Origin of the sequence: Zobellia uliginosa (assembly GCF_018860745.1) — a bacterium.
Taxonomy (GTDB): Bacteria; Bacteroidota; Bacteroidia; order Flavobacteriales; family Flavobacteriaceae; genus Zobellia; species Zobellia uliginosa_B.
This window is the reverse complement of the sequence record NZ_JAHKPY010000002.1, coordinates 91,970-115,126: the sequence shown is the minus strand read 5'-3', so window position 1 is coordinate 115,126 and position 23,157 is coordinate 91,970. Positions and strand designations below refer to the sequence as shown.

General features: G+C 35.7%; 21 protein-coding genes. 5 read left to right on the top strand and 16 right to left on the bottom strand.

From position 1 onward, the window contains the following. Positions 1-22 precede the first annotated feature (22 nt). The 5 genes from bglX to KO521_RS01135 all read right to left on the bottom strand — a co-directional run bounded on the left by bglX (position 23) and on the right by KO521_RS01135 (position 4,882). Positions 23-2,296 (bottom strand): beta-glucosidase BglX, encoded by a 2,274-nt coding sequence (gene bglX / locus KO521_RS01155; RefSeq protein WP_215938092.1) that lies wholly within the window; start codon positions 2,294-2,296, stop codon positions 23-25. A 172-nt stretch (positions 2,297-2,468) separates the two neighbouring features. After that, complete coding sequence (locus KO521_RS01150) at positions 2,469-2,834, bottom strand: hypothetical protein (RefSeq protein ID WP_215938091.1); 366 nt, start codon at positions 2,832-2,834, stop codon at positions 2,469-2,471. 177 nt (positions 2,835-3,011) lie between these two features. After that, the gene (locus KO521_RS01145) at positions 3,012-3,419 is read right to left on the bottom strand and encodes a hypothetical protein (RefSeq protein WP_215938090.1); all 408 of its coding nucleotides are present in this window, start codon (positions 3,417-3,419) and stop codon (positions 3,012-3,014) included. Positions 3,420-3,488: 69 nt separating this feature from the next. Beyond that, positions 3,489-4,259 carry a sigma-70 family RNA polymerase sigma factor gene (locus tag KO521_RS01140; RefSeq protein ID WP_215938089.1) on the bottom strand — a complete coding sequence of 257 codons (771 nt, stop codon included), beginning with the start codon at positions 4,257-4,259 and terminating at the stop codon, positions 3,489-3,491. A gap of 140 nt (positions 4,260-4,399) precedes the next feature. Next, positions 4,400-4,882, bottom strand: coding sequence for a hypothetical protein (locus KO521_RS01135; RefSeq protein WP_215938088.1), 483 nt, complete (start codon positions 4,880-4,882; stop codon positions 4,400-4,402). A gap of 162 nt (positions 4,883-5,044) precedes the next feature. On the opposite strand from KO521_RS01135, the gene KO521_RS01130 reads away from it, so the two are divergent. Genes KO521_RS01130 through KO521_RS01120 form a run of 3 tightly spaced genes read left to right on the top strand, consistent with a single transcriptional unit; the run spans position 5,045 to position 5,958 of the window. Further along, positions 5,045-5,374, top strand: coding sequence for a YtxH domain-containing protein (locus KO521_RS01130; protein WP_215938087.1), 330 nt, complete (start codon positions 5,045-5,047; stop codon positions 5,372-5,374). A 6-nt stretch (positions 5,375-5,380) separates the two neighbouring features. Then, complete coding sequence (locus KO521_RS01125) at positions 5,381-5,731, top strand: hypothetical protein (RefSeq protein ID WP_215938086.1); 351 nt, start codon at positions 5,381-5,383, stop codon at positions 5,729-5,731. Beyond that, the gene (locus KO521_RS01120) at positions 5,728-5,958 is read left to right on the top strand and encodes a DUF6327 family protein (RefSeq protein WP_215938085.1); all 231 of its coding nucleotides are present in this window, start codon (positions 5,728-5,730) and stop codon (positions 5,956-5,958) included. Before KO521_RS01125 ends, KO521_RS01120 begins: the two co-directional genes overlap by 4 nt. A gap of 70 nt (positions 5,959-6,028) precedes the next feature. Here KO521_RS01120 and KO521_RS01115 read toward each other — a convergent pair whose 3' ends face one another. The 10 genes from KO521_RS01115 to KO521_RS01070 form a co-directional block, all read right to left on the bottom strand. Further along, complete coding sequence (locus KO521_RS01115) at positions 6,029-6,700, bottom strand: hypothetical protein (protein ID WP_215938084.1); 672 nt, start codon at positions 6,698-6,700, stop codon at positions 6,029-6,031. A gap of 9 nt (positions 6,701-6,709) precedes the next feature. Then, positions 6,710-7,153, bottom strand: coding sequence for a DUF1569 domain-containing protein (locus KO521_RS01110; RefSeq protein WP_215938083.1), 444 nt, complete (start codon positions 7,151-7,153; stop codon positions 6,710-6,712). 13 nt (positions 7,154-7,166) lie between these two features. Next, a complete protein-coding gene (locus tag KO521_RS01105; RefSeq protein WP_215938082.1) occupies positions 7,167-7,517 on the bottom strand; it encodes a YciI family protein in 351 nt (116 codons plus the stop codon). Positions 7,518-7,603: 86 nt separating this feature from the next. Then, on the bottom strand, positions 7,604-8,185 hold the full coding sequence (locus KO521_RS01100; RefSeq protein WP_215938081.1) for a Crp/Fnr family transcriptional regulator: 582 nt from the start codon (positions 8,183-8,185) through the stop codon (positions 7,604-7,606). A gap of 107 nt (positions 8,186-8,292) precedes the next feature. After that, entirely contained in the window at positions 8,293-9,360 is a 1,068-nt protein-coding gene (locus tag KO521_RS01095; RefSeq protein WP_215938080.1) for a response regulator, read from the bottom strand. After that, a complete protein-coding gene (locus KO521_RS01090) occupies positions 9,338-12,616 on the bottom strand; it encodes a PAS domain S-box protein (RefSeq protein ID WP_215938079.1) in 3,279 nt (1,092 codons plus the stop codon). The genes KO521_RS01095 and KO521_RS01090 overlap by 23 nt, the downstream gene beginning before the upstream one ends. 260 nt (positions 12,617-12,876) lie before the next feature. Then, entirely contained in the window at positions 12,877-13,638 is a 762-nt protein-coding gene (locus tag KO521_RS01085) for a patatin-like phospholipase family protein (protein WP_215938078.1), read from the bottom strand. Between the two features lie 71 nt (positions 13,639-13,709). Further along, positions 13,710-15,146 (bottom strand): cardiolipin synthase, encoded by a 1,437-nt coding sequence (cls, locus tag KO521_RS01080; RefSeq protein WP_215938077.1) that lies wholly within the window; start codon positions 15,144-15,146, stop codon positions 13,710-13,712. 67 nt (positions 15,147-15,213) lie between these two features. Further along, entirely contained in the window at positions 15,214-15,804 is a 591-nt protein-coding gene (locus tag KO521_RS01075) for a DUF6134 family protein (protein ID WP_215938076.1), read from the bottom strand. Positions 15,805-16,077: 273 nt separating this feature from the next. Next, the gene (locus KO521_RS01070; protein ID WP_215938075.1) at positions 16,078-16,512 is read right to left on the bottom strand and encodes an Hsp20/alpha crystallin family protein; all 435 of its coding nucleotides are present in this window, start codon (positions 16,510-16,512) and stop codon (positions 16,078-16,080) included. A gap of 338 nt (positions 16,513-16,850) precedes the next feature. Here KO521_RS01070 and KO521_RS01065 point away from each other — a divergent pair, with 338 nt between their 5' ends. Continuing rightward, entirely contained in the window at positions 16,851-19,877 is a 3,027-nt protein-coding gene (locus tag KO521_RS01065) for a PKD domain-containing protein (protein ID WP_215938074.1), read from the top strand. 56 nt (positions 19,878-19,933) lie between these two features. Beyond that, positions 19,934-21,166, top strand: a complete 1,233-nt coding sequence (locus KO521_RS01060) for a hypothetical protein (RefSeq protein WP_215938073.1) — start codon at positions 19,934-19,936, stop codon at positions 21,164-21,166. A gap of 167 nt (positions 21,167-21,333) precedes the next feature. On the opposite strand, the gene KO521_RS01055 is transcribed toward KO521_RS01060, so the two are convergent. Then, positions 21,334-23,154: an AMP-dependent synthetase/ligase gene (locus KO521_RS01055; protein WP_215938072.1), complete on the bottom strand. Its 1,821-nt coding sequence runs from the start codon at positions 23,152-23,154 to the stop codon at positions 21,334-21,336. Positions 23,155-23,157 lie beyond the last annotated feature (3 nt).

Below are 23,157 nucleotides of genomic sequence, written 5' to 3'. Positions count from 1 at the left end.
TGAAAATTAGAAGCTATTTTTTTTAGTTTTTCAATGTAAAATCGGACTCTAATTGCGTAGCAGAACTTCCTCCTATAAAAACTTTAAAATCACCTGTCTCAGCTTCCCATTTATTATTTGCAGAGTAGAATTCTAGTTTCTTCGCAGAAATGGTAAAACTTACATTTTTAGTCTCGCCAGGCTTTAGAGAAACCATTTTAAAATCTTTTAATTCTTTTACAGGTCTTGCTCTACTGGCGAATAAATCTTGTATGTATAGCTGAACAACTTCTTTGCCTTCGTATTTTCCGGTATTGGACAAATCAAAACTGACCTTCAGCTCTCCTGTTTTGTTTAAGGAATTGGCACTTAATTTTAATTTATCATAGCTAAATGAAGTGTAACTTAATCCATGCCCAAACTCATATAAAGGTGTATTTGCTTCATCTGTATAATGAGACCAGAACACAAGGTTATCACCTGGATTACTTGGTCTACCTGTACTCATATAATTGTAATATAATGGCACTTGCCCTACATTTTTAGGGAAAGTCATAGGAAGTTTTCCGCTAGGATTATAATCACCGTAGAGGATTTTAGCTATGGCATCGCCACTTCTTGAACCTAATTGCCAAGCTTCCACAATAGCTGGTACATTATCATTTGCCCAGTTAATTGTTAGTGGTCTTCCATTCATTAAGACCAAAACTATGTTACTATTTACCGCATAGACAGCTTCTAATAGCTCTTGTTGTAAACCTGACAAATCTAAATTAGTCCTACTTCTACCCTCACCTGACTGAAAACCATGCTCACCCAAGACCATTACTACTACATCTTTATTTTTAGCTACTTCTACAGCTTCAGCTATGCCGGTTCTATCTGTAGTGTTTATATCTAGTTCGTTGATAAAAGTCTCTTGGCCCTTTACTAATTCCACCCCTTTCTCATAAGATAGCTTATTCCCTTTGTATTTTTTTAGTCCCTCCAATACTGAAACCGCTGTATTATCTTTGGAAGCAAGCCTCCAACTACCTAACGGACTATTCTTGTCTGCTGCCAATGAACCTATAACCGCTATATTGATCCCATTCTTTTTTAAGGGCAATAACTGGTCGTTATTTTTCAGAAGCACTATGGATTTTTCCGCCATACCAAGAGCTATTTCCATATTTTTATCGCTTCCTACAACCGTTTTCTCCCGCTCTTCATTACAGTACTTATAGGGGTCATCAAAAAGGCCTAACTCAAATTTTACCCTTAGAATTCTACGCACCGCATCATCTACTTTGTCTAAAGACACTTTTCCTTCGTTCACCAAATTCTTCAAGTGCTTAACATATAAATAGGATTCCATATCCATATCACTACCGGCATTGGCAGCGCTTTCTGCAGCAGATTCTCCATCTTTAGAGTAGCCATGAGTTATCATTTCGGTCATTGACCCCCAATCTGTAACTACAAATCCTTTATAATCCCATTCGCCCTTTAAAACCTCTCTTTGTAAAAACGAATTTCCCGTAGCCGGTATACCGTTAAGTATGTTGAAAGAATTCATAAAAGTTTTAACATCTGCTTCCACCGCGGCCATAAAGGGTGGAAAAATGATGTTATAGAGGGTTGATGTACCCACATCTACCGTATTATAATCTCTACCTGATTCTGAAAAACCATAACCTGCAAAATGCTTTGCCGTGGCCGCAATAGTATTGGATGCGGAAAGGTCTTTACCCTGAAAGCCATTTATCCGAGCTTTTGCTATTTGACTTCCTAAATATGGGTCTTCGCCGGCACCTTCCATTACCCTACCCCAACGCGCATCTCTTGAGATATCTACCATTGGTGCAAAGGTCCACGTAATGCCACTAGCGGCGGCTTCTTCCGCAGCCATAGCAGCCGAAGCTTCAATAGCCTCCAAATCCCAACTTGCAGATTCTGCCAAGGGTATCGGGCTTTGGGTTCTATATCCGTGAATTACATCAAAACCAATTATTAAAGGAATACCGAGGCGAGATTCTTCTACCACAATCTTCTGTACTTTACGAACCTCCTCTACGCCCCGAACATTTAACATGGAACCTACCCAACCCTTTTTAAGATGCTCATATTTGTTTGAAGCGTCGCCTTCTTTAGGTACAGGACCGGTAACATTCCAAAAGCCGTTGTATTGGTTCATTTGACCTACTTTTTCTTCCAAGGTCATTAAGGCCATTAAAGAATCTATTTTTTTTTCCATCTTATTATCTAAAGCTTTCTGCGCATAATTACTTTGACAAAATGCCACTAAACTAAATGCTACTACCAAGAAATTTTTCATAGTGTTCTATTATAGAAAAGGGGTTTACAGAGAATATACCAAACCCAAATTCGAATTTACTCTAATTAATCAATAAACACCTAACATAAAGCGCGGTAACATTTATTTTTTAGAAATAATATTTGCTTTATTTAGTATATAAATAAAAACAGAGACAGAAAAAATTTTAAATTTAGTGTGTATAATCGCCACTTAGAAAAGTTTCCAATACCTTAAGTTGCCATTCCCCTACTGCAGAGATTTTAGTTTCCGCATTCATCAGAACTAGGCCGTAACCCAACCGAGATAATTTACAATCGCTTATAACCTCATTGGAGACACTGCTAAAAACAGGTTTAAAATGTTCTCTTATGTTCATTTTAGAGGACTTGGCTATATCCATGGCTTTTGCCACTGCAGCGCTAATCTGTACGGGCGACAATCCTTTATATAGAAGGTCACTAGCAAAGTAGTGCAAATGCAGACCGTAATAAAAATCCATAAAATTATCGATGCTATCTGCGGTTCGGTTTTCTGTTTTATAAATAGACACTTCCATATAAGACCAATTTTATTTTAGACTTTAATTTGAAAATAAACAAGCCGAGATCAAGTTTTCAAGAACATATTTCTCAATATTTGACTCGGCTTGTTCCGATTAAAAGCACATTTACATAGCGCCAAAATTACTTACAGATACTAAAATCCCACAACTTTGATATCTATAAGTTAATAGTTAAAGACCCTTTATATATCCAAAAACCATCTTTTTAAACTCCCTGAAATTGTTTACAAAACCTTCCATTCTACCCTTGAGTTGTGCATGCTTATCTCTATATACGGCATCTGACAGCCCGCGCTCTCCCATTTCTAACCGAGAAAGTAAACGTTCATGCTCCGCAATATCATTCTCTAAATAATCGAATAATTCCGTGTGTACGGTATCCAAACTTTCAAGGATTTTACCAAAGGCAGTTTGTGCGGCATCTTGGGTTTTGGTTTTTTCTATTAAATCAGCAAAAAACTTAGCTTCATCTTTATAGAAAGCGATATTGCTTAACCATTCCTCACTTTCAAAATGAAGAACATCCAAGCCTGCCCCTAATAATAATTCTGTTTTTGGATTTAGTGATTTTGTTTCCATAATGCTCTTATTTAATAATACTATATTGTTATGAACTTTTCCCGACTAAAATGTATTTGATCAAAAACTTTATTTCTGTGTACCATATCTATTAAAAAGACTGGCTTCAAGAGTTTTACGAGCGTTATCTAAAAGTTTCTTAACCTCTTTAACACTTTGATTACGAATCATGGCAATCTGGTTTACAGAAAACTCATACTCAGTAGCCAACTCAAAAACAGTGCGCATTGGTAATGGCAAGAAATGTAAAATCATGTGGGTATGTTTTCTAATACTTTCCTCGCCCAATTCCCGGTCTAGTTTTTCCATAAATTCTTTCTTATCATCCTCTATAAACACATGGTTCAATACATAATCGTTTTTTGGTAATGAAATATCGTCTAGCTCATCTAACATGACCAAATCACCATCACCATCCGTACTAAACTTTTCTTCCATCTCATCCCATTCCGGCTTAGAATAATCATCTATATTTTTAAGGAAATAATCATCAAACTCTTCCTCCATAATTGAATCCTCTAGAAGCCCGTTGGCCTTCTTAAATAACCATGGGTGTAAATCTTCCTTGGTCGCTACCTCATTAAAATTATCATAAACGGTAATAAAAAGTTGATCGATAAAATCATCTACTTTGTACTTTCCTTTCGGAAGGTTTCCTTTACTCAAAGCGGTTGCTACTCTTTTTTTGATATAGCGTTTTACCTGATGGAGGTCTTTAAACAATAAATTATTGAACAAAGACTGTTTTCCCTTTTGTCTATATTTTAGAAGGTCTGAGAAGGTACTCGCTACAAATACGTTAAAGTCCTTTTTGCTTTCGTAATATTCTAGAGTGTCCATGTTATATGTTTTAAATTAACAGTATAAATATGCTGCTAAATATGTTGGAAAACTATGACCTAGGTCAGCCATAAAAATTAAATCGCTTTTAGGCCATAAGCCTGATCGGTATTCAAGAAACCACATCTGATTTTATGCGTTCAGTTCGTAAGTTCTTTTTGCAACTTATCAATGGTCCTACGGTCTCCTCTAGCTACTAGAAGATAAGTTCCATCGTTTAATTTTTTTACGCTGGAAACGGCTTCCGCTTCCTTTACCCCAAGTCCTCTTAATATACCATAAGGTCCTCCGGACAATACTCCAATAGCTCTTTTACCAACCGTGTTTTTAAAGGTTGAAACTAAAAAACCAACCACAAAAAGCCTACCTAGTTCCGGGTTATAAAAAGTATCGAAATCCGTACTCCCACCTAAAATTCCTTTAAAAAAAAGTTGTAGTTCATCGGTAACCGTGGTCAACCCTGAATCATCATTTATATAATCCTCTCCAAGATTACCTATAACGGAAACAGACATTTGATTAAGATCAAGTTGCCGAACAATTTTAAGGGCTTCTGCTAAGGCTACAATTTGACTATACGACTTTAAAAAAACTTGCTTTTGTTCTGTTTTTGGGACGTTCATATTCATTTTAATTTAGAGATAGCAAATATTTGGGTCGGGGCATTCTCTGCAGCTAAATTACAAGTAGATATTTTTAATTTTCCTGACCTAGGTCATGATATCCAAAAATTAACTACGCTAATTTTGTTGTATATAAAGAGTATTAATTAAAAATCAGAAATCATGTCAAACGATAGTGGAAATGTACTTCTAGCATTATTAACGGGAGCAGCAATTGGTGCAGGCTTCGGAATTTTATATGCTCCCGAAAAAGGGATAGAAACCAGACATAAAATAAAAGATAGAGCTTTGGATGCCACACATGACTTAACGGACCGCGTATCACACGCTAAAGATGAGCTGACAAAATCAGCTAACGAGAAGAAAGAAGAGTTTGAGCACAAATTAGATGAGACTATTAGCAACATGAGCTATAAAGCAGACGACATCATCGCTACTCTGGAGCGAAAACTAGAAGACCTAAAAAAGAAAAACGCTCAACTACATAAATAATGCATTATGGCATTTGAAGCATTGAAAAAAGACCTCATTGATGTAGATACAGATGTGAGGTCTTATATAGAAATTAGTGAGGAGTACTACAAACTAAGAATCTTTAAAGTTCTTACAGGTTCAGTTGCGTCAATAACTCAATCTTTATGTATTGGCGCTATTCTATTTCTTGCTGTTTTTATGTTTTCCCTTGGAGTTTCTATAGCTATTAATGAGGCTATGGGAGACTTTTATAGCGGGTTTTTAATTGTGGGAACTTTTTACGTTGTAATTGCCATTATGTTCTATTTGTTTAGACATATTTTGCACAGACCGTTATTGCGTAATTTCTCTAAACATTTTTTTAATACGCCATGACAAAAAAATATAGCTCTTTTGCCGAAATAGAAAACGATTTAAAAATTTTAAAGCTCCAAAAAGAGATTGCAAAAGAGAGCCTAAAATTTGACCTAAAAAGCACAAAAGGTCACCTCAATCCTGTTAATATGGCCAGTACGGCTAGTTTTACTGTTAAACAATTGGCAGTAGACCTTGCTTTAAGCAAAGGATTAACTATACTTCATAAGTTAAGACGCAAACAATAGATTTTATGTATTAGTTATTTGCTAATATAAAATCGCTCATATAACACGCTACAATTTTATCTTTTACTATTTACTTCCTTTGGGCATCAGCTAATGGGTATCTGTAAAGAAGCTTTTTTATACTCAAAAGATGTGATAAAAAAACAACAGGTACAATAAGGGTTGGCAGGAAAACATAGGGGAATTGCACAACTGCTATATTGGGTTGATCAAACGCGAATTGTTGAATAGGCAATGGAGCGGAAAAAACAGCAAGGAAAACTATAGTTGCTAAAAACAGTAGCCCAATAATATTCCACAACAACATCATAAACCTAGGTAGGTTCTTTTTATTGTAAACCAAATAAAAAAGGATAAAAAAGGAAAATATACCTATTAGAATATCAAAATTCCATCCCTTGAAGGTCATCAAAGCCGGTATTTGTTCCTGTAAGTATAATTCAAAAAGAAATAGTTCTACTGGTACTCTCACCGTATGAACGGCAGTTAAAAAACCAATTTTGATATTACTCTTATCAACTGATTTATAAATAATCATAACTACAAAAGCAGTAGCTACCATTACAAATAAAAACCGCGGTGGTTTGGCATCAGTATTCTCCAGGTAGCCGTTGTATGAAATTAATCCCATAAAAAGCAACCATACCAGACTGGTAACCAAAACCCTTCTATTCTTACCTATTCCAAAATAGAATATGATAAGAGCAAGAAGGGTAACAATAACAAATAGAATCCGTAACATGATCTTTGCTTAATAACCAAACTGTGTTAAATGATGATCTGTATGTTTATAAACATAGATTCCTATCTGGTCCGATGTCATTTTTCCAAAAAACGGATGGATAATATGAGGGCTTGAAAATGATGCATAATCTTGTAATAAACCCATCCATTTTTCCTTTTCATTTTCAAAGTTCCCAGTACCTTTTATTTTGAATTCCGGATGTGTTGGTTGATTTTTTTTCATTGGTTTCTGGTCTTTTAGAATACCACGTAACGCCATACCACCAAACAACCTACCGATAAAAAGTCGTTTATATTGTTTTTTGCCCTGAAACATTTCTTCGCTCAAGGTACAGTGTTTAAGCATTTGGTATGCATCCATCTCTCCCCATTGCGCAGGGGAATTAGCCTGTAAAGAACTAATTCTCGCCTTCAGTTCGTCTATTGTTTTAATATCAAAAATTGTTTTCATAATACAGTGGTTTTTAAGATTCCATTGATATGATACACCGTACTTCTACCGAACCTCCCAAAACAAGTATAGGGCATTTTTTGGCCATAGCACTTGCTTCATTTATCGTGGCGGCCTTAATTGTCATGGTTCCGCTTAAGATTTCATTATCAACAATTTTAGGGTGCGGAACAACACTTAGATTTTCGTCTATTAAAATACCATCAAAAGCTAATCTGGTTGCGTTAATCAACTTTGCTTGAGTGGCAATACCACCTATAAACTCACTCCATTTCTGATTCATATCAGTAATTTCTTCAGAGGATGGCGGTTGGTTGCTAGGCAGTACCCGAAACAATAATATAAAGTCTTGTAAGTTTTCCATTTAGTAGAAGTTTTATTTTGTAACTATTCAATACCGCTAAGGTAGCGGCACTAAAAAAAATAAAACTTGTCATAAGGCAAGAAAAGCTATCCTCCAGAAATTTCTTTGCGAATACGACTTAGAGAAGTGTCCGTTACCCCTAAATAAGTAGCAATATGTTTAAGGGATATATTTTGCACAATATGTGGTTTATCCTTTAACAACTTTTTGTAACGCTCTAATGCTTGATCCGCTATCATTGAAACACTTTGATTTTTTAACGAGAAGTAACTATTTACCAGCGTAGTACGGCCTTGTTCCCTAAAGCTTCGTATTCCATGAAAGAGTTCTTGAAAAGTATTGAAATCTAATTGCCAACAAACACAGTCCGTCAAAGCCTGAATATTTTCTCTAGTGGGGTTTCTGAGAAAAAAAGATGTCCAATCAATAATAATATCGCCTTCGGAATAAAAATTCGTAGTGATGTCTTTGCCTTCCGTATCTACCACATAAGATCGGGCAAAACCACGCTCTACAAACCAATAATCGTTCTCTGTTTTACCCTCTTCCAATAAATAATCATTTTTAGAAAAAACAACTTTTTTAAATTTTGGGATAATGTTTTCCAGTTCTTCAACAGAAAATTCATCGGCTTTAAAAACGTGGTTCAAAAAATGTGGTTCTTCCATCTATTATTACGGTAATTAAAGACTTCACAAGACTAAACTTTAGCTACAACAAGGTAATGTTCAGCACAGTGTACTGCTTAGTTGCCTAAGATACTAATCTTTGAACATCACCCAAAATCTGCAACTTGCTGTAATTGCTTTTTATCTGAAAGTATAATTCTACGTGACTCCCCTAATTGAATTAATCCTTTATCCTTAAAACTAGAGAGTACCCGTATAGCGGTTTCCGTGGCCGTACCTATCAAACCTGCAAAATCCTCTCTGGATATACTTATGCCTAAATCACCATCTTTAATAAGACCTTTGTCATACAATTCCAGAAGTGCAGTAGCTGCTCTTTTCCTAACCGAATCAAAAGCCATACCCATAAGCTGTTCTTGCATGTGAAGCACATTGTTGGATACCATACCAATGAATTTATGTGAAACCTCTTTATTATTGAATAATAATTGTGTAAAATCATTCTTAGGAATACTGCATATCTCACAATTATTAAGTGCTACTGCTGTTTCTGTGTACAGTCCAGAATCTCCTAGAACACAGAGTTGACCTATAAAATCTCCAGCTTTGAACATACCGGTCACATACTCTTTACCATTTTCATTATGCTTGTATGTTTTGACTTCTCCACTTTGAATAAAATATAAACTATGCGCCATACTTCCTTCTGAAAAAATCTCTTCCTTAGCTTTATAATGAGACAAATCCCGATTATCCGAAAGGTCTTTTAAGTTTTGATATTTTGAAGCTTCTTTAATAAATTCATTAATGCCTTTAACATTTCTTGAAAATTCTTTCCGTAAAAAAGAACTTCTTTTGAGCCTTGCCTCTATAGCTTCTACTAAATCCTGTGCCTCAAATGGCTTAGTCAAATAATCGTCTGCACCCATGGTCATTCCCTTACGGAAATCCGATTTTTCAGATTTCGCCGTTAAGAAAATAAAAGGAATGCTAGCGGTAGATTCATCTTCATTTAATTCTTTGAAAACACTATAGCCATCTACAACGGGCATCATTATATCGCATAGGATAACATCGGGCATAAAAGATTTTGCTTTTTCTATGCCAATCCTACCGTTTTTTGCAGTAGATACTTCATAATTTTCAAGTTCTAGAATTTCCGCGGTCATTTCGCGTACATCTAAATTGTCTTCAATAAGTAGTACTTTTTTCATTTTTCAATAGATTTAAGGGGAGTTCTACGGTAAATGTTGTGCCTTGGTCAAGCTCGCTTTGAAAACTAATATTACCCTCCATTAAGAGCACATACTGCCTTACGATATTCAACCCTAAGCCAGTACCCTGAAAATTAGTTGCGTTTTTTGCTCTATAAAAACGCTGAAACAGATAGCCTTGGTCCTCGGCAGGAATACCAATACCTTGATCTGTAACCTCTATAAAAAGCTTGGTACCAATGGATTCTATTTTTAGGGTGATTTTTGTGTTATCGTCCGAATATTTAATAGCATTTGATACCAAATTGTATACAATATGCCTCAGTAATTTAATGTCAAGCCCTACTTCTATCATAGGCTTGTTATTGATGACATTTATTACCTGTCCTTGTTTTTTGATTCCTGAAATCTCTTCTAGCAACGAATTAGAGAATTCAACAAAATCAAATTTAGTAGGTATTGCTATTACTTTTCCTTCCTCTAATTTGCTTAAGGACAAAAAGTCGTTTAGAATAGCTACAAGGTTTTTTATGCTTGTCTTGATTTTAGTTATATACTTCAATCTCTTCTCTTCCAGACCTGCTTCATTTTGTCTCTCTATAAGATTTGTTGCCGACAGAATGGCACTTAAGGGAGTTCTAAATTCGTGGGAAGCCATTGAGATAAAGCGAGATTTTAGCTCATTAAGCTCTTTTTCTTTCTCTAGTGTATTCCTAATCTCTACTTCTACCCTTTTCTGGTCAGAAATATTGTTATAAACCACTAACGCCTGTTCAACTTCCCTGTCTTCATTGAACAATGGTGTAGTATTGACCAGATAAGATTTTTCCTGAATTATCAATTCAAAAGTGCAGTGCTCTCCCTTTAAGGTTTTTTTAATTTTTTGCGTTACTTTTTTTCGGACATCAGCAGCCACTACTTCTAAATCATCTATTGTATCACCAACATGTATTGATTCTTTAAAACCAAGGGCTTCCAAATCTTCACCTTCAAGAAATACGACGCGTAAATCTAGATCAACTACTCCAACAAAACCACCAGGGAAATTTTTAAAAATAGTCTCCAATAACTTTTGACTGGTAATAGCACTGTTCTCCGCTGATTTTGTAATTTGAATTTGATCTTCTAGGCTTAAGTTGGATTCTACTAATTTTTGAACCATATCCTTTAGCTCTACCGTACGATCGGCTACTTTATTTTCTAAAGACTCTGCATAATAAAAAAGTTCCTCTTTACTGTTTTTTAATGCAACACTGGCATTATGTTGTTCTATAGCCACGCTAATAGCTTGGGTAATAATATAAATGATTTCTTTTTCTGTATCCAACGGTTTTTTTGAAATCGGAAAATAGATAGCAAAAGTGCCCAGTAATTCCTTATTGGTAGAAAATATAGGAAAAGACCAACATGCACTTATATTATCCTTCAAAGCCAATTCTCTAAATGATTTCCAGAGAGGATCGCTCAACGTGTCTAAAACAATTACTTCCTCTTTTAAATATGCGGCCGTACCACTAGATCCATTATCTGGCGCTACGAACATCTTTTCTAAAGCATGTGTATAAGTTTCCGAAAGACTTGGTGCTGCCAATTTCTCTAATCTACCAGAATCCTTATCCAATAAAAGAATGGAACCCTTACAGTTCGGAATAGCTGTTTCTATAATTTCTATAATCTTAAAGGCTATACTTTTTAAAGGTTCATGTTGAATAATCATATCCATAACATGAGACTGCCCTATTTTAAATATTTCCTCTACTTTATGGGCAGTAACATTATTCTGTACACCAACAAAATGAGTTAGCACTCTTTTGGAATTGTAAATGGGCGTTATACTAATTTCATTCCAGAATAAAGAACCGTCTTTTTTATAATTACGTAATATTACACTGCAATCTTCACCCTTTTTGACAGCTTTAGACATTATTTCAATTTCCGCCTGGCCCCTATCATCACCTTGTAAGAAACGACAGTTCTTCCCCATAAAATCTTCCTTTTCATAACCAGTTGTTGTTGTAAAAGCCTCGTTACCGTAAATTATAGGAAAATCAGGCTTTCGTGCATCGCAGATAATAATTCCGTTTGCGGTTGCCGCCAAAGCCCGATTACGGACATAAAGGATATTTTCTATAGATTTTTCTTCCGTAATATCTCTAATGATGGTCAGAAGTTTGTTTTTGCCCATAGGTACAATTCTACCCTCGTAAAAATGTCTAACATTTTCTAGTTCAAACTCATACTCAACAAATTCAATTGCATTCGTACGTATGGCTTTATCCATTCCCTCTCGGACAGCCTTAAAAATATGCTGAGGCAATAATTCCTTTATATGCCCCCCAATTAGAGAAGCTGGAGGTGCAAAAAGTTTTTCTGGTTCTGGGGCATAACAGTCCAAAAATTTGCCTTCATGATCTAAAATGAACATCATATCCGGTAATGCTTCCAAAAGAGCTCTATTTTTAGACAAATTATCCTCTAATAGTTGTTCGGTATTTCTTTGTTCAGTAATATCCTGAATTGTTCCAAACCACTCCAACGGAGTACCTTTATCATCATAAGAGGCCCTACCATGAGCCATTATATATCGTATAGCACCATCTGTTCTAACTATTCTTTTTTTATATGAAAAAGGCTTACGGTTATTTATTGCGAAAGCAACAGCTTCTGCAGTAGATTTGCGATCTTCCGGGTGAATAAATTCTGATGCGGTGTTAGCCGTAAGTCGCTCATCGCCCGGGTACAAACCACATATCCTATAGAACTCGTCAGACCAACTTCTTTCATTTGTTTGCAGGTTCCAGACCCAACTACCCACATGCGCAAGGCTTTGAGCCTCATTCATTTTTTCTATATTAATGGCTGCTTTCTTTAAAGCCAAATATCTATCCGTTATATCAATTACAAACGCAATAACAACAAGCTCGTCATTAATTTTTGTAGGATTAAGGCTTATTTCCAAAGGTATTTTAGTTCCATCTTTTTTAAGCCCCCATAAATCTCCTCCTCTTCCCATTGCCCTACTTGTAGGTGCTTTCGAAAAATCTCTTCGGAAGCTTGTGTGAGATTTCTTAAGTTCTTGAGGAACCAGCTCTTCTACATTTTTTTGCAATAGTTCTCCTGACTTGTAACCGAACATTTTTTCAACTGAAGCATTAGCCTTGAAAATACGACCATTTTTAGCTACCACCAATATACCTTCTACCGAAGATTCAAAAATACCCTTAAAGAGATCGTTATCTGTGATTTTTTCTACCATTGCGAAAGAGATAAGAGTCTTACAAAGTAGACTATATTGAAGAAAAACAGAAGACCCAATTGATAAATAAATCCTAAAAAAACGAGCATAATAATCCAGACCAAATAATTTGGCCAAAATACCTTGTCGATTGATTTTGAGATAACAGTGTCCATGTTAGGTTGTGTATCAAATATATGATTGTCAACCTTATAGAAACATGACAAAAATCATGTTTAAGATTTAGTATTCCAGTACATACCAAATTAGGTTCCTCTATTTTAGAGTACACCTCCATTTTTATCGAGGATTTTTTTAGCTGCCAAATAACCCAAATCAAATATTACATCAACACTATTCATTTCAAACGTTCCAAATTCCGATAGACCTTCCGGTAAGATAATCATATCACATTCACTAAACTTCAGTAAGGACTCAGATGCAGACTTTAGCTTATATGCCCGTTCAACTACGGTATACGAATGTTTTAAATCTTCAATTCTGATTTTCTTAAGAGGATTTACATAGCTCCCAATAATTTTATCGCAGTTATTTTTAAGCGGTTCAATAGGAAAATTGTTCAATACTCCCCCATCTACATAATATGCATCTCCGATTTTTATGGGTGTGAACATTCCCGGAAATGAAGCCGAAGCAAGTACGGGCCGTATAACCTGTCCTTTGTGAAATATTTTGAGTTTTCCTCTAATAATATCCGTACCGGTAACGTAAAGTGGTTTTTTTAACGCTCCAAAGTCGTCTTCGGGAAAAAATTGCTTGAAGTTTTCATAGTACTTTTCAGTGTCTAAAAAACCAGGCTTGCTACGTGCGTATTTCTTAGTACGAAATAAAGGAATGGTCTTAAAAAAATGAAGTATCTCTGACCAATTGGCCCCACTTGCGTACAATGCTCCAACAATAGCTCCGGCACTGGTTCCTGAAATATGGGTCGGAAAAATCCCATACTCTTCCAAGGCCTTGATAGCTCCTATATGCGCAACACCCCTTATTCCTCCTCCAGATAAAACAAGACCTATATTCATTTTAAACTTTTCTTGGTTTATCAATATACGAAACAGACCGCTATTAAAAGAGGATATAAATCATTACCATATTATAAAACTGGACTAAAGACTTTAGCGAAGCCTTCTTTTAAACGGTCCAGTTTCCGTCTTTTCTTGAATTCTGAATAATCTAATTGATGGCTTATTTTACAATCGTTCAAAAAATCATGCTTTAGCTGCTGTGTAAGCTCTTTATCATAGGCCAATACATTTACCTCATAGTTCTGTTCAAAGCTCCTAACATCCAAATTAGCCGTACCTATTGTCGTTAATTGATCATCCGAGAACATTACTTTACTATGAAGGAAACCATCTGGATATTGATATATCTTAATTCCCGCTTCTAAAAAAGCCTCAAAGTAAGATTGCACGCTCCATTTCACTAAATAACTATCCGAATTGGAAGAAAGCAGAATCCTAACATCAACTCCGCCTAAAGCTGCAACTTGTAATGCTTCCATAAGTGCTTCCCCTGGAATAATATAGGGGTTTACGATGTACACATATTTTTTTGCCCTATTGATCAAGGAAAAATAAAGTTGGTGTACAGATGAAAAATCAGAATCGGGACCGCTTGAAACCGTTTGTACAATTGAAGTGCCTACTTTAGGAATTGCGGAAAAATAACTTAACGTTAGAATGTCATCCTTACCACTGGCAAAATTCCAATCCATGGCAAATACCGCTTGCAAACTATTTACAATAGGCCCCTCCAACCGTAAGTGCATATCATGCCAAACCCCTAATACAGGGTCTCCATGAATATACTTATCGGATACGTTAATACCTCCGGTAAACGCAATATGACCATCTACGATTACTATTTTCCTATGGTTCCTATAATTAATGGAAGACAGCAACCGCTTAAACCTAATGGGTAAAAAACTATATACCTCTATACCCGCATTAACCAAATCATTTAAATAGGATTTACTTAACGTATTGCTTCCCAAACCATCATACAAAAATCTAATTTCTACACCTTCCTTCTTTTTTTGCCGTAATAGGGTCAAAAACCGATTTGCCAATTCTCCTTCCTCAAAAATATAATATTGAATGTGTATAAATTTACGGGCACTTTCCAAAGCTTTAAAAATGGCTTCAAAGGTTGCTGGACCATCTTTTAATATGGTAATCTCATTACCAAGACTGGGTAAAAAATTGGAGTTTTTGGCAATTAGCTTTACCAATTTAATATGGCTCTTGATTGGAGGGGGAATATTTAAATCTTCATTTTTGTCAACATCATCATAATAATCTTCAACAGTTTTAAGATAGGCTGATATTTCCTCCGTTTTCTTAAGCCTATAAAACTTGTTTTTCCGCCTATTACGACCCAAAACAAAGTAAAATAACATTCCACCTACGGGAATGGTGAAAATGGCCAAAAGCCATCCCAATGTCTTTGTAGGACGTATGCCATAGAGCAAAAGCCTTATAACCATGAACAAGGCCAATGAAAAATAAATAAAAAGTGCAATGGTCATTTGTAAGACGTGATTTGGTTACTTCAAAAAAAGTCTTTTCATGGATTGGCTTAGTAAAATATAAGACTTATTCACGTAGTATTAATTCAAAATCTACCAGACCCCCATCAATACTAGCTTTTTGCAAAGTACCATTTTTATAAAAGTAAATGTTCTCTTTACCGTTCGCATTAATTTTCTTGTAACTATTATTTCCGAGAGGTATAATGGTATTCATAGTACCATCTTGTTCTGAATAGCAATGCTTTATTTGCTTGGGTTCTTTAAAATACATTAAGATGGTAGTATATTGAATAGGGTCCTGAATACTACTTTCCTTATTGTTCTTAATAATTTGGTATTGTTGGTCCTTCCATAAAGTACTGGTTTCCGCATGCTGTTTGTTATTAACAACAATACTGACTTTTGCCTTTCTGAGTAAAGATTTGTTGAAGGCTACATCATATTTATAGTCTACTTCTATTTTTGTTAATAGTTTGGTTTTGATACTCGTGAAACTTTCATAAGTTGTGAGGTCACCCTTTGTTCTTTTATGGGTGTCTAAACTGCCTATTACCTTATCTTTCATTACAATGTCATAATGAAGGGTGGTAACGCTGGAAATTGAATCTCCAGTGAGCCCTATAAATAAGATAAGCCATACCAGTTGCTTAATCATAATACATTTTTTTACTAAGAGAATACGAACTAGTGTACAAATTACCGCATATTACCCAGTATACCTGTGATATATGTCATATGAACACAGGTATAATACTTTTAAAATAGCGTTTGAAATCCTAATAAAACAATTATGGTGTAATCAATGACACTTGGGCCACATAAATTTAGGAAAGAAAAATGTATAAAAAAATAATGCCCTCAAATCAAACTTACCTACATGGACGCATATAAGTTTTGATAAGAAGGCATTTGTAATGATTAGTGCTTATTATGAAATTTCCACCGTTTTAGGAGTGTGTTTTTTTGCTTCTTCTTTTTTTGCCAATTTAAATTTTAGTACGCCATCCTTGTAGGTAGCTTTTATTTTATCGTCCAATACACTTTCTGGTAACCGGAGCGATTTTTGAAAAGAAGTATAACTAAACTCCTTCCGGCTATAAGTATCTTCTTCCTCTTCTTTTGAGTTTGAATTTTCCGCTGAAATATTCAGGCATCCATTCTCAATACTTACATTAAAATCTTTCTTGTCATACCCGGGAGCAGCAAGTTCAATTTCAAAATTATCATCGTTTTCTTTAACGTTCATGGCAGGTTCTTGAATTGTATTCAACCAGGAACCACCATTAAAAAAATCATCGCTGTTGAAAAAATCCGGGGTGATAAGGTTTCCCCATGGCCTTTTGTTAAATTTCGCTAGTGACATAATTCTAATTTTTAGTTAAACAATTATATAAGACCAAAATTAGACAAGGTGCATAGCTTAGAGAATGACCTAGGTCATGTAGATGAAATTTTATGATAAAAATGAAAGGTCTAAAGAAACAACCAAATCCTTAACCAAAAGTCATCTATATGTGACATATGTTACTTCAAACTATAAAATGGACACATATTTTTGCTCGGAACCGTTAAAAGTGCAGCAAATTTAGTTTTATGACATGCGTCATTTTTTAAGAATTTCAATGCTACTATTTTTACATTTTTATTGATTGTTTACGATAAGATCGATAGCTGCCAATTGTTTAAAATTGATTTTTTTAAATGAAATTGACCTTGAAAAACCCCTGCTTTAGTAGTCTACAATTCTTTCTGGGCCTATTTTTATGTATTTCTATTGGTTTAATTTCCAACCCTGTACATGCTCAAATAGATTTTGAAAAGAGCAACTTAAACTTTAATGGTTTTGGTACGGCTCCTATAACTACTTCCTTGAGTTTTGGGCCTGATGGTCGTTTATATGTATTGGAATATTCAGGAACAATTTATGCCTTAACTGTCAAACGAAATGCGTCCGATAATTATGTAGTAACCGCAAAGGAAACTATTGCATGGGTAAAGAATATAACAAACCATGATGACGATGGCACTCCATGTAGCGGTCCTTCAGCAAATTGTAACAGCAGAGAGTCAACTGGTTTAGCCGTTACTGGAACAGCGGAAAACCCTGTCTTATACGTAACCTCAAGTGATTATCGGGTCGGGTCGGGATCTGATGGTGGCTTTGGAGATGTTGATCTTGATACCAACTCTGGCGTAATTACCCAACTTACATGGAATGGTAGTGCGTGGGATGTTATAGATTTGGTAAGAGGATTACCTAGGTCAGAAGAAAACCATGCAACTAACGGACTTGAATTTACTACAATTAATGGTATAGATTATCTAATTGTGGCGCAAGGTGGGCATGCAAATGGTGGTTCGCCATCCATGAATTTCAGCTATTTATGTGAATATGCCTTGTCAGGAGCCATACTTTCCATAAACTTAACAGCTATAAAAAAAATGCCAGTACTTGATGATAACGGGCGTAGTTACATTTATGACCTTCCTACTTTAGATGATCCTTCCAGACCGAATGTTAATGGCATAATTGATCCGAACAACCCAGCATATAACGGTGTAGACAAAAATGACCCTTGGGGTGGTAATGATGGCTTAAACCAGGCAATTATCGTTCCAGATGGACCAGTGCAGATTTTTTCTCCAGGTTACCGTAACCCATATGATTTAGTAATAACCAAATCTGGCGCGGTTTACGCCACAGATAACGGAGCTAATGGCGGGTGGGGCGGTCTTCCGGTAAATGAAGGAAACTCTAATGTAACCAACGCCTATAATGTAAAGGAAATAGGTAGTAATTCTGAATCAGCAGCTAGTGACGGTGAGTTTATGAACAATCTGGACCATTTACAATTAATAACCACGAACAAAGACCAGTATAATTTTGGGAGTTTTTATGGAGGTCATCCCAATCCTACAAGAGCAAATCCAATAGGTGCCGGTCTATTCACAGCTCCCGAAAATTTGGGAACGAACGGGTCCATATTTAGAACAAAAATATACGACCCGGATGGCTCTACTCCAGGTTCCACTACCAATGCAAGTATTGCATTACCGGCAAATTGGCCACCAGTTGTAACAGCTAATAGTGTAGAGGGAGATTGGCGTGGCCCAGGAGTCACAAACCCTGACGGGTTAGATGATAACGCTATTACTACTTGGACTACGAATACAAATAGTATTGATGAATATACTGCCTCTAATTTTAATGAAGCTCTCAAAGGAAATCTCCTTGCCGGTTCAAGTCAAGGGATTATAAGGAGGGTAGAACTAAATGCTGATGGTACCTCAAAGAAATTTACATCCACGTTTTTAGAGGGAATCGGCGGTAACGCCTTGGGTCTTACTTGTAATGGCGATTATGAGATATTTCCCGGTACTATATGGGCAGGAACTTTAAATGGAAAAATTGTAGTTTTTGAACCTATAGAAGGAGATAAGTTAACATTTCCCTATAGAATTAATGTTGGCGGACCTGAAATAAGCTACGAGGGTAATCTCTTTGTAGCAGATCATTATTATTTTAACGGACAAACTTATACTAATTCTAGTGCTCAAGTAACTCCTTTATATCAAACTGAACGCTTTGACTCAAAACGTGATTTGAATTATAAAATTCCCGTTCCCAATGGAAAGTACGAGGTAATACTGCATTTTGCTGAAATTTATTATGGTGCAATGGGTGGTACTGAAGGTGGTATTGGAAAACGGATTTTTGATGTAAATATCGAAGATAATCTAGTTTTGGACAATTACGATATTTTTGCTGATACAGGTGCCGAGGCTGCCATAGCAAAATCATTCATGATTACTATTTCAGATGGTGAAATTAATCTGAATTTTACTTCACTGCCGGGTACAGGTGGAGTAAATAGTCCCAAAGTTTCGGCCATTGAAATATTAGCAGAGGCAAATACTGCCCCTATAGCAGTTGCCAGTGCAATACCAACGAGCGGAGCGGCTCCATTAGACGTAACTTTTTCAGGTGACAAATCAATTGATGATAAAGCCATAGTTAGCTATCTATGGGATTTTAAAGATGGTTCCGCAACCTCTACTCAATCAAATCCAAAACACACCTTTGTAAATGCCGGTGTATACAACGTAGAATTGACTGTTAAGGATATAGATGGACATAAAAATACGACCAGTCTAAATATTACGGTTAACAAGAACCTAAATCAGAACCCCGTTGCTCTAATCAATGCAAGTCCTGAAAATGGTACTGCTCCGTTAAAAGTCGTTTTTTCTGCTTCAAATTCTACAGATGACGTTGAAATAACAGATTATTCGTGGAGTTTTGACGATGGGCCCACAATTTCTTCCGAGATAGAATTTAGTCATGTTTTTAGTGAAAAAGGTTCATATGAAATCTCTTTAACCGTAAAAGACAACAATGGGTTGACTCATACGCAGAGCACTACCATTATTGTTGAAGATGCAAACAAAGAGAATGAAAATATTATTGGTATACTAATGAAAAACCCTGCCAAAGACGTAGCCCGGGTTAGAATAATAGATAATGGTATTGATTTGGTTAAGGTTACTAAAATTTATCTTTATGATTCCTCCGGAAGAATAGTAGGTATTTATAATGCTAAAGATGTAGTTTCAAATGGGTTATACGAGATACCTATAGAAACCTTGAGTTCAGGTCAAATTTATTTTCTGAATTTTGAAACCAATAAAGGTAAAAGACTGATTTTTAAAATACTATTACAAAAATAAATACCATATTCTCAGAATGATACTAACATGTTTGAGAGTTTTTTAAACACATCAAAATGAATAAAACAGAAAGCTCAAAGCTACCCTTCATACTTATGTTGGTCATTTTGCTTGTTGGAATTCATTCGTGTAACACGGATTACTCCGGTGATTTTGAAGATTACGATATTGATACGGATGGAGATGGAATTTTCGATAGCGAAGAAGTAATAAATGGTACGGATAAAAACAACCCTTGCGACCCTCCACATACATCGGAATATTCCTCGTTTAATTCATCTAACTTCATATGGTTAGCTGGTGATTGTGATAATGATGGTCTAAATAATGAAGATGAACTTTCTGCCGGTAATAACCCGTATGGCAATCCAACCGTGAAGGTTTACGCCGTACCTGAATTTTTACCCAGATTATCTGAACTAAAGCTGTTTAAAGATAATATGTCCGATTTACAGCTCAATGATAATGTATTTGAGTATGGTATGAGTACTCCCCTATTCACTGACTATTCATATAAACTTCGCGTTGTGGCTTTACCAGAGGACAAGCAAATTACCTATAAGGGAGGTAATTTATTAGATTTTCCCGATAATACAATACTTGCTAAAACCTTCTATTATCTGAAAGACGAAAGAGACCCTTCATTAGGAAAAAAATGTATTGAGACAAGAGTTTTGATTAAAAAAAAGGGACAATGGTTGGTTCGGAATTATTTTTGGAATGAAGATCAGACAGATGCTGTTTTAGATGATGATGCACATAACCTACAGGTAGATTGGGTTGATAGTCTAGGAATTTCGAAAACCATAGATTATGTGGTTCCTTCAAATACCATGTGCATACAATGTCATGAACTCAATGGAAAAATCATACCCATTGGACCAAAAGCAAGGGCTATGAATTTTGAGCATAGAGGTCAAAATATTCTTCAGTTCTTTAAAGATAACAATATGCTAGTTGGGGCTCCCGATGTTTCAGAAATCCCTGTCCTTCCTGATTGGTCAGATACAAATTTACCCTTAGAAGAACGTGCTCGGGCATACTTAGATGTAAATTGTGCACATTGTCATCAAAAAGGAGGCTCTTACAATAGAGATTTTGGAGATAAATTCACTTTTACTTTCGAAAGCTCTCTCGAGGAAAGTAACATTTACTTGGAACGAACACAAATTACCGATAGAATGGGCACGCAAATACCTGGGTATTTCATGCCACTAGTTGGCACTAGTATAAAACATACAGAGGGTATTGATCTTATTAATGAATACCTAAATTCTCTGGAGCATTAGAATATAGGTTAATCATACTAGTACTAGTATAGTACACCTCTTGGAATCTTAAAGGTAAGTAACCTACAATAAGATGAAACAATCGCACATATTATAGCCCCTATTAATATTGGTAACCTAAAGTTTTTCCCTGGTTTATTCCAAACTTCTAATATTCTTTTTTATACCTATTCCTTGTAGATATCGGCAATCTCAATTTTGAACTTTTCTCTTATTACTCTACGCTTTAATTTGAGTGTAGGTGTTAATTCTGCATCTGACCCATTTTCGTGAACAGGAAGCCATGGAGTAGAAATAAGTTTAAACTTTTTTACTTGCTCAACGTGACTGAACTCCGGATTGTATTTATCAATTATTTTTTGATACTTTTTTATCACTTTTTTATGTAGAATGATCTCCTCTAAACTAGTCCAATTAATCTCTTTTTTATGGCAGTAGTTTCTAAGAGCTTCTTCGGCAGGAACAATTAATGCAGAAACGAATTTTTGTTTATCACCAATTACCATCATTTGCTCTATCAAAAATTCTTCACGCAATCTGTTTTCTATCGGTGCCGGAGCCACATATTTTCCACCAGAGGTTTTTAAAAGTTCTTTTTTTCTATCTGTAATCTTTAAATACTCACGACCTGATGGCCCTTTTACCAACTTGCCTATATCTCCCGTTCTAAACCAACGTTTATTGTTTTTTTCACAGAAAACCTGTGCATTAACTTCTGATTTTTTGTAGTAGCCTAACATTACATTTGGACCATGAGCTAAAATTTCTCCTTCGCCTTCTTGGTAATCTCCACTTTCTTGATCAATAAGTATTTCAACACCATCTATTATTGGCCCGGCTGTACCTAACATTACGCCATCTGGTTCCATGGTATTAACGGTCAATGTAGGTGATGTTTCGGTTAGTCCATAGCCTTCACGAATTGGAATGCCCGCTGCACAAAAAACACGCATAATCTTAACCGGACAAGGAGCTGCGCCAGTTACGATAGCATTAATGTTGCCACCCAAAGCTTCTCTCCATTTGCTAAAAATCAGCTTATCGGCAATTTTCCATTTTATTTTTTTTCCTAAAGATAGTTTTTGATTGGGTTCCCAATCATCGGTTAATGCCAATGCCCAGAAAAAAAGTTTTTTCTTTGATCCTTCTAGTGAAAGTCCTTTGTTATAAATAGCTTCGTATACTTTCTCTAATAATCTAGGAACCGTGGCAAATGTTGCAGGTTTTACAGAGGCCAAATCCCCATCAGGGCCACTTAGATTATCAGTTCCTGCAAAAAATATGTTCGTACTTTTCTGAATATATACGAATAGGACCGCTCTTTCAAAAATATGGCACATTGGTAAAAAACTTAACACTTGGTCTCCTGTTTTAGCTGCCATATGTTGTGTAGTTTCTCTTACCACATGCATAATATTTGTGTGCGTAAGCATCACTCCTTTGGGATTTCCTGTTGTACCAGATGTATAAATTATAGTGGCTAAGTCTTGAGCTCCAATACCTTTTTTTATTTGACTAATTCTCTCAATCTGTTTTGAATTAAAAATAGTTTTCCAAAACCTTCCCTTCGGATGCTCATCAAAAGTAAAAATATGCTCTAAACTATTTACCTTATTTTTAGATTCGGTTAACTTATCAAACAAATCACCCGCACCACAAAAAGCAGCTTTTACTTCGGCTTCATTTAAGATATACTCATACTCCCCTACGCTAATAGTAGGGTAAAGTGGAATGCTCACCATTCCTACAATCTGAATAGCGAAATCCATAATCACAAATTCCGGTCTGTTCTTATAGACTACCAAACCAACCTTGTCACCGGGCCGTAAACCCAATTCCAACAAACCTGAAGCAGCTTGTTCGGCAGCTTCAACGACCTCCCTGGAACTATATGATCGCCAATTTCCATTTGTATCCCTACCATTTAATGATTTGTCAAGTGGATGATGTTCTAATTGATGATAAAGAAGATCGAACAGTCTAGTCATTTG